The 6,643-nt window shown below is 69.8% G+C and carries 8 protein-coding genes; all 8 read right to left on the reverse strand.

Going from position 1 to position 6,643, the window contains the following annotated elements:
* Positions 1-52 precede the first annotated feature (52 nt).
* The 8 genes from AC3WLN_RS22875 to AC3WLN_RS22910 all read right to left on the reverse strand — a co-directional run bounded on the left by AC3WLN_RS22875 (position 53) and on the right by AC3WLN_RS22910 (position 6,443).
* Positions 53-241 (reverse strand): hypothetical protein, encoded by a 189-nt coding sequence (locus AC3WLN_RS22875; protein WP_492485123.1) that lies wholly within the window; start codon positions 239-241, stop codon positions 53-55.
* Between the two features lie 187 nt (positions 242-428).
* Complete coding sequence (locus tag AC3WLN_RS22880) at positions 429-629, reverse strand: hypothetical protein (protein ID WP_492485125.1); 201 nt, start codon at positions 627-629, stop codon at positions 429-431.
* Between the two features lie 207 nt (positions 630-836).
* Entirely contained in the window at positions 837-1,958 is a 1,122-nt protein-coding gene (locus AC3WLN_RS22885) for a branched-chain amino acid ABC transporter substrate-binding protein (protein ID WP_492485127.1), read from the reverse strand.
* A 103-nt stretch (positions 1,959-2,061) separates the two neighbouring features.
* A complete protein-coding gene (locus AC3WLN_RS22890) occupies positions 2,062-2,427 on the reverse strand; it encodes a DUF6867 family protein (RefSeq protein ID WP_492485129.1) in 366 nt (121 codons plus the stop codon).
* Positions 2,428-2,429: 2 nt separating this feature from the next.
* Positions 2,430-3,227: an ABC transporter ATP-binding protein gene (locus AC3WLN_RS22895; protein ID WP_492485131.1), complete on the reverse strand. Its 798-nt coding sequence runs from the start codon at positions 3,225-3,227 to the stop codon at positions 2,430-2,432.
* Positions 3,224-4,156 (reverse strand): ABC transporter ATP-binding protein, encoded by a 933-nt coding sequence (locus AC3WLN_RS22900; protein ID WP_492485133.1) that lies wholly within the window; start codon positions 4,154-4,156, stop codon positions 3,224-3,226. The genes AC3WLN_RS22895 and AC3WLN_RS22900 overlap by 4 nt, the downstream gene beginning before the upstream one ends.
* Positions 4,153-5,523 carry a high-affinity branched-chain amino acid ABC transporter permease LivM gene (gene livM / locus AC3WLN_RS22905; RefSeq protein ID WP_492485135.1) on the reverse strand — a complete coding sequence of 457 codons (1,371 nt, stop codon included), beginning with the start codon at positions 5,521-5,523 and terminating at the stop codon, positions 4,153-4,155. Before livM ends, AC3WLN_RS22900 begins: the two co-directional genes overlap by 4 nt.
* Before the next feature lie 2 nt (positions 5,524-5,525).
* Positions 5,526-6,443: a branched-chain amino acid ABC transporter permease gene (locus tag AC3WLN_RS22910; RefSeq protein ID WP_055959172.1), complete on the reverse strand. Its 918-nt coding sequence runs from the start codon at positions 6,441-6,443 to the stop codon at positions 5,526-5,528.
* Positions 6,444-6,643 lie beyond the last annotated feature (200 nt).

The following is a 6,643-nucleotide window of genomic DNA, read 5'->3' on the forward strand; positions in this document are numbered from 1 at the left end:
CGGCGCCACCGGTCCGGCGCTGCGCCGGGCCGGGGCGCCGCGCGCTCGCCGATCAGCCGAAGGAGCCGAAGCCCTCGAAGCTGTCGTTCTCGAAGGTCGAGGGGGTCTGCGCGTCCGGCGCGGGGGTCGGTGCGTCTTCGCCCGGTCCGTCCGGCCCTCGGGTTCGGAGGGAAGAGGAGATCTCGTCAGAGACGGATGCGAGCGGCGAGTCAGGGCGATCGGGCTGCACGTCTTTGGTCATCCAGGCTCCTGAGGTGCGATGCCGTCACGACGGCACAGCTTGGGCTAACCGAACGCAGGCGATCCGTTAACCCGCGCGTTCCCCCGGCGCGGGCAGGGCTGACCTGCGGTGACCGGGCGGCTCGTCGCCGGACGGCCACCGCACGGCCGCCTCGCTGTCACGGGGGAGGCCCGCGACGGCCGCCGCCTCAGGCGTTCTTGCGCGGGCGGTGGTTCGGGTCGACGCCGCCCTCGGGCGTCGTCTCGTTGTCGACGTCGCCCTCGACGGTCGAGTCCGCCGCGATGTCGTTCGGGTTGCGCCCGGTCATGCCCTTCGACTGGCCGATCCCGGGATTGCCCTTGAGGTCGGCGTCGCTGGGGACGTCGGTCTTCAGGTGCTTGTTGGACATGTCTGCTCCCGTCGGTGTGGGTCTTTCGCGGGGGGCGAGACCCGCCCGCGACACGCCACGACCAACCGACCCGGCCGGGCGCTGTTCCCGGTCGGGAGGGTGTGCAGGTTCGTCGCGCCCGGGGCCGGAGCCCTCGCGGGCGCATACGAGAAAGGGCCGGGGGATCGCTCCCCCGGCCCCGGTCGGCGGCGGTGGCGTCCGGCGTGCCTAGGGCTGCTCGTTGCCGGCGTAGTTGATCGAGCCGTCGGCCCCCTTCTTCCACATGTACATCACGTAGTCCGGCCGGGTGATGTCGCCCTTCTTGTCGTAGGCGATGTCGCCGATCACCGTGTTGAAGGGCTTGCCCTCGCGCATGTAGGCGGCGACCTTCTGGCCGTCGGTGGACTTCGTCGCCTTCATCGCGTCGGCGAGGATCTGCGTGGCGGCGTAGGCGTAGAGGGTGTAGCCCTCGGGGTCGAAGTTCATGGCCTTGAAGGCGTCGACGGTCGCCTTCGACTTCGGGTTCTTGCGGGCATCCGGCGAGAAGGTCATCAGGGTGCCGTCCGAGCCCGGGCCCGCCACCTGGGCGAACTCGCGGTCGGCGATGCCGTCGCCGCCCATCAGCGGCGCCTTGAGGCTCTGGTCGCGCATCTGGCGGATCAGCAGGCCGGCCTCGGTGTAGAGGCCGCCGAAATAGACCACGTCGACATTGGCCTGCTTGAGCTTCGAGACCAGGGCGGAGAAATCCTTCTCGCCCGGGTTGATGCCCTCGTAGAGCACGTTCGAGCCGCCCTTGGCCTTCAGGGCCTTCAGGGTCTCGTCGGCCAGGCCCTTGCCGTAGGGGGTCTTGTCGTGGACGAAGGCGATCTTCTTGCCCTTGAACTTGTCGGCGAGGTAGGCGCCCGCCACCGCGCCCTGCTGGTCGTCGCGGCCGCAGGTGCGGAAGGTGTTCCAGTTGCCGCGCTCGGTGTACTTGATCGCCGTGGAGGCCGGGCTGACCTCGACGATGCCGGCTTCCTGCAGCACGTCCGAGACCGGGATCGAGACGCCGGAATTGAAGGCGCCGACCACGGCCTTCACCCCTTCCGAGGCGAACTTGTTGGCCACCGACACGCCCTGCTTGGGGTCGGAGGCGTCGTCGCCCACCGTCATGACGAGCTTCTCGCCGTTGACGCCGCCCGCCTTGTTGATGTCCGCGATGGCTTGGCTCGCGCCGGTCTTGATCTGCGCTCCGAAGGCGGCGTTCGGGCCGGTGACCGGCACCACCACGCCGATCTTGATCTCGGCCCGGGCGGCGGTGGCCGCCAGCATCAGGCCGAGCGCGACGCCGGCCGACAACAATGACTTCATGCCCGTTTCCCCTCTCGAAGCGCCGCGCCGGGCGGATCGTCCGGCGCTGTCGGCGCATGACACGCGAAGTGGCCCCCTGCGGGGGTGGTCCAAGCGCCGGGCCTCACGGCGTCGGCGCGCTCGTCCGATCCCGCCAGCTCAGCGGGCCGGTGCGCTCGTAGAGCCAGGCATATTGCCGGGTCATCTGTCCGGTGCGGGTGTAGCGGTAGGCCACGGCCCCGATGGCGAGGACGACCGCCGCGTCAACGGCGTAGGCCGGCAGCGACAGCAGCGGGTCCTCGAACAGCGCGTAGTGCAGGAAGCGCGTCACCGCCGCGATGAGCAGGAGCGCCAGGGCGCAGTGCCAGAACGGGCGCCAGCCGCGGGCGAGCCCGCTGCCCGTCATCCAGGCCGCACCGCCCCCCATCGCCACGGTGATGAGCAGGAAGATCCCGAGGCTGCGCGGATCGAGGCTGAAACCGTCGGCCATGCTCAGTGCGATCCCCCCTCGAGGTAGGCGGCCTTCACCTGCGGGTCGTCGAGGAGCGCCTGGCCGGTGCCGCTCATCGTGACCGCCCCCGTGACCATGACGTAGCCGCGATGCGCGAGCTTGAGGGCATGATAGGCGTTCTGCTCCACGATGAACACGGTCAGGCCTTCGCGGGCGTTGAGGTCGCGCACGGCGGAGAAGATCTGCTTGACCACCAGGGGCGCCAGCCCGAGCGAGGGCTCGTCCAGCATGAGCAGGCGCGGCCGGCTCATCAGCGCGCGGGCGATGGCCAGCATCTGCTGCTCGCCGCCCGACATGGTGCCGCCGCGCTGGTCGATGCGCTCGCGCAGGCGCGGGAACAGGGTGCACATCCGCTCGAGGTCCTCGGCGAAATGCTTCCCCCCGTTGACGGCCGCCCCCATCTGCAGGTTCTCGCGCACCGTCATGCGCGAGAAGATGCGCCGGCCCTCGGGGGACTGGGCCAGGTTGAGCCGGGCGATCTCGTGGGTCGGGAGCTTGGTGATGTCCTGGCCCGCGAAGGTGATGGTCCCCTCGCGCGCCTGGGGCTGGCCGAAAATCGTCATCATCAGGGTCGACTTGCCGGCCCCGTTGGCGCCGATCAGCGCGACGATCTCCCCCTCGTGCACGTCGATGTCGACGTTCTTCAGGGCGCGGATGCTGCCGTAATAGGCCGAGACCCCGCGCACGCTGAGGAGCGGCGCCCGGCCGGCCTCAATGTCCGCCTGCGCCCTCCGGGCGCGGGTCTCGTCCACCAGCACGTTGATGCCCGCGACGCTCATGCTGTGGTTCCCGCAGCGGTTCCCGCAAGTCCGACTTCCGCTTCCACGGCCGCCACCTCCTCGTCGTCGACGCCGAGATAGGCCGCGATCACCCGGGTGTCGTTGCGGATCTCGTCGGGCGTCCCGTCGGCGATCTTGATGCCGTAATCGAGCACCACGATGCGGTCGGAGATCTGCATCACCACCGACATGTCGTGCTCGATGAGCAGCACCGAGGTGCCGTACTCGTCGCGGATCATCCGCAGCAGGGTGTTGAGGTCGGCCGATTCCCGTGGGTTGAGGCCGGCGGCCGGCTCGTCGAGGCAGAGCAGCACCGGGTCCGTGCACATGGCGCGGGCGATCTCCAGGCGGCGCTGGTCGCCGTAGGGCAGGTCCCCCGCCGGCTCGTCGGCCCGGTGGGTGAGGCCGATGCGCTCGATCCAGGCCGCGGCCTTCTCGATCGCCTCGGCTTGCGCCCGGCGATAGCCCGGCAGGCCGAGGATGCCCGCGAGCGAGAAGCCGGAGGCCCGCATCAGCGGCTTGTGCATGGCCACCAGCAGGTTCTCCAGCACGGTCATCTGCGGGAACAGGCGGATGTTCTGGAAGGTGCGCGCGACCCGGGCGAGGCGGTTGACGTCGTGGCCGGGCAGCCGCTCCAGCAGGTAGGTCTCGCCGCCCGCCTGGCGCAGCCGGATCATGCCCTCGGTCGGCTTGTAGAAGCCGGTGATGCAGTTGAAGACCGTGGTCTTGCCGGCGCCGTTCGGGCCGATCAGCGCGGTGATGTCGCCGCGTCCGACCTTGAAGGAGAGGTCGCCGACGGCGGTCAGGCCGCCGAAGCGCATGGTCAGGTGGTCGACCACGAGGATCGGGTCGGCGGGGCCGCCGGGAATCGCCGCCGGGGGCTCGTCCTGCACCGTGGCGAGGCGGGTGGTGCCGGTGGCGAGCGTCATGCGCCGCGCCTCCCGAGGCGGACCGACGGCGAGCGCTCGGAGATCAATCCGCGCGGGCGCCAGACCATCATGCAGACCATGGCGAGGCCGAACAGCAGCAGGCGGTACTCGTTCGGGTCGAAGCCCTCGCCGAACACCGCCTTGAGGAAGGAGAGGTTGCGCAGCAGTTCCGGGGCGCCGACCATGACGATCGCCGCGATGGCGACGCCGACCTGGCTGCCCATGCCGCCGAGCACCACGATGGCGAGGATGATCGCGCTCTCGAGGAAGTTGAAGCTCTCCGGCGAGACGAAGCCCTGGCGCACCGCGAAGAACGAACCGGCGAAGCCCGCGAACATGGCCCCGAGCGCGAAGGCGGTGAGCTTGGTCATGGTGGTGTCGATGCCCAGCGACCGGCAGGCGATCTCGTCCTCGCGCAGGGCCTCCCAGGCGCGCCCCAGCGGCAGACGCCGCATGCGGAGCGTCACGAGGTTGGTGATCAGCGCCAGCACCAGGATCAGGTAGTAGAGGAAGATGATGCGGTGGATCGGGTTGAAGGTCAGCCCGAAGGTCTGGGCGAACCCGCCCTCCCCGGCCGTGAAGGGAATCCCGAAGAAGCTCGCCCGCGGGATCGAGGAGAGGCCGGCGGCGCCGCCGGAGAAGTCGACCCAGTTGATCAGCACGAGGCGGATGATCTCGCCGAAGGCGAGCGTCACGATGGCGAGGTAGTCGCCCCGCAGGCGCAGGACGGGAAAGCCCAGCAGCACGCCGAAGGCGGCGGCGAACAGGCCCGCCAGCGGCAGGCAGATCCAGAACGAGAGCCCGAACACGGTGGAGAGCAGGGCGTAGGAATAGGCCCCGACCGCGTAGAAGGCGACGTAGCCGAGGTCGAGGAGCCCGGCGAGGCCGACGACGATGTTCAGGCCCCAGCCGAGCATGACGTAGGTGAGGATGAGGATGCCGAGGTCGATCCAGTAGCGCCCCTCGGACAGGCCGCCGGAGCCCAGGGCCGCGAGCAGCGGCAGGGTGAGGGCGACGCCCAGCGTCAGCGGCGCGAGCACGCGGCCGGCGCGGGCCACCACCGGGGGCGTGCCGGCCGTGGCGATCCGGTGCGCCTCGCGCCGGCGCGCGACTTCCCCGAGGATTAGGCGCTGGCCCAGGCGCAGCACGAACACCGCGAGGCACAGGGCCGCGACGACGCCCCAGCGGCCGGTGAGCTCGAGGCCGGTGCCCTGCCCGAGATCGGTGCGGTAGGCCACCACCGGGATGCTCAGGCCGAGGGTGACCAGGGCGAAGAGTGCCGAATCCTTGAGCATCTCCGCGAATGCCGCGCCGGAGCGGCGGCCGACGGTGGGGGCCACCGCGCCGATCGTCGATCCTGTCGCCATGGTCAGACCTTCTCGACTTCGGGGCGTCCGAGGATGCCGGATGGTTTGAAGATGAGCACCACGATGAGGATGAGGAACGCGGCCACGTCCTTGTACTCGATCGAGAAGTAGGCCGACCAGAAGGTCTCGATCAGGCCGATGATCAGGCCGCCGAGGACGGCGCCCGGCAGCGAGCCGATGCCGCCCAGGACCGCCGCCGTGAAGGCCTTCACGCCGGGCACGAACCCGTCCGAGAACGAGACCACGCCGTAATAGAGAAGGTAGAGGGTGCCGGCCACCGCCGCGAGCGCCGCGCCGAGCACGAAGGTCAGCGAGATCGTCCGGTCGACGTTGATGCCGAGCAAGGCCGCCATGCGCCGGTCCTGCTCGCAGGCGCGCTGGGCCCGCCCGAAGGAGGTGCGCTGCACGAGGTACCAGAACCCGGCCAGCAGCAGCGCGGTCGTCGTCATGATGATCGCCTGCTTGTAGGACAGGGTCACGGTGTACTGCTCGTTCTGGTAGAGCACGATGACGTCGCGCACGAGGGGCGGCACCGGCTTGTTGCGGGCGCCCTGCACCACCTGGACGAAGTTCGACAGGAAGATCGACACGCCGATGGCCGAGATCAGCGGCGCCAGGCGGAACGAGCCGCGCAGGGGCCGGTAGGCCACCCGCTCGATCGCCCAGCCCCACAGGGCGGTCAGGATCATGGCGAGCACCAGCACGATCAGGAAGACCAGGGCGACCGAGGTCAGCCCGAGCCAGGACGTGAGGATGAGGAAGAAGATCAGCGCGATGAAGGAGGACAGCATGAACACGTCGCCATGGGCGAAGTTCACCATTCCGATGATGCCGAAGACCATGGTGTAGCCCAGGGCGATCAGGCCGTAGATCGACCCGAGCGTCAGACCATTGATGAACTGCTGGGCGAAGAATTCCATGAACCGGCCTTCGTTTCGGCGCTGCGGCCATCCGCGAACGGGTCTGCGAATGGCGTGCCAGCCTGGAATGTTCTGAACACCCGTCTCCGGTCAATCCTCGGCGCGTTCAGGGCGTGAGCTTTCCAGGGCCCTGAAACACGGACGGGGGGGGGGGGGGGGGGGGGGGGGGGGGGGGGGGGGGGGGGGGGGGGGGGGGGGCG

The organism is Methylobacterium sp. FW306-05-D, from assembly GCF_058782155.1.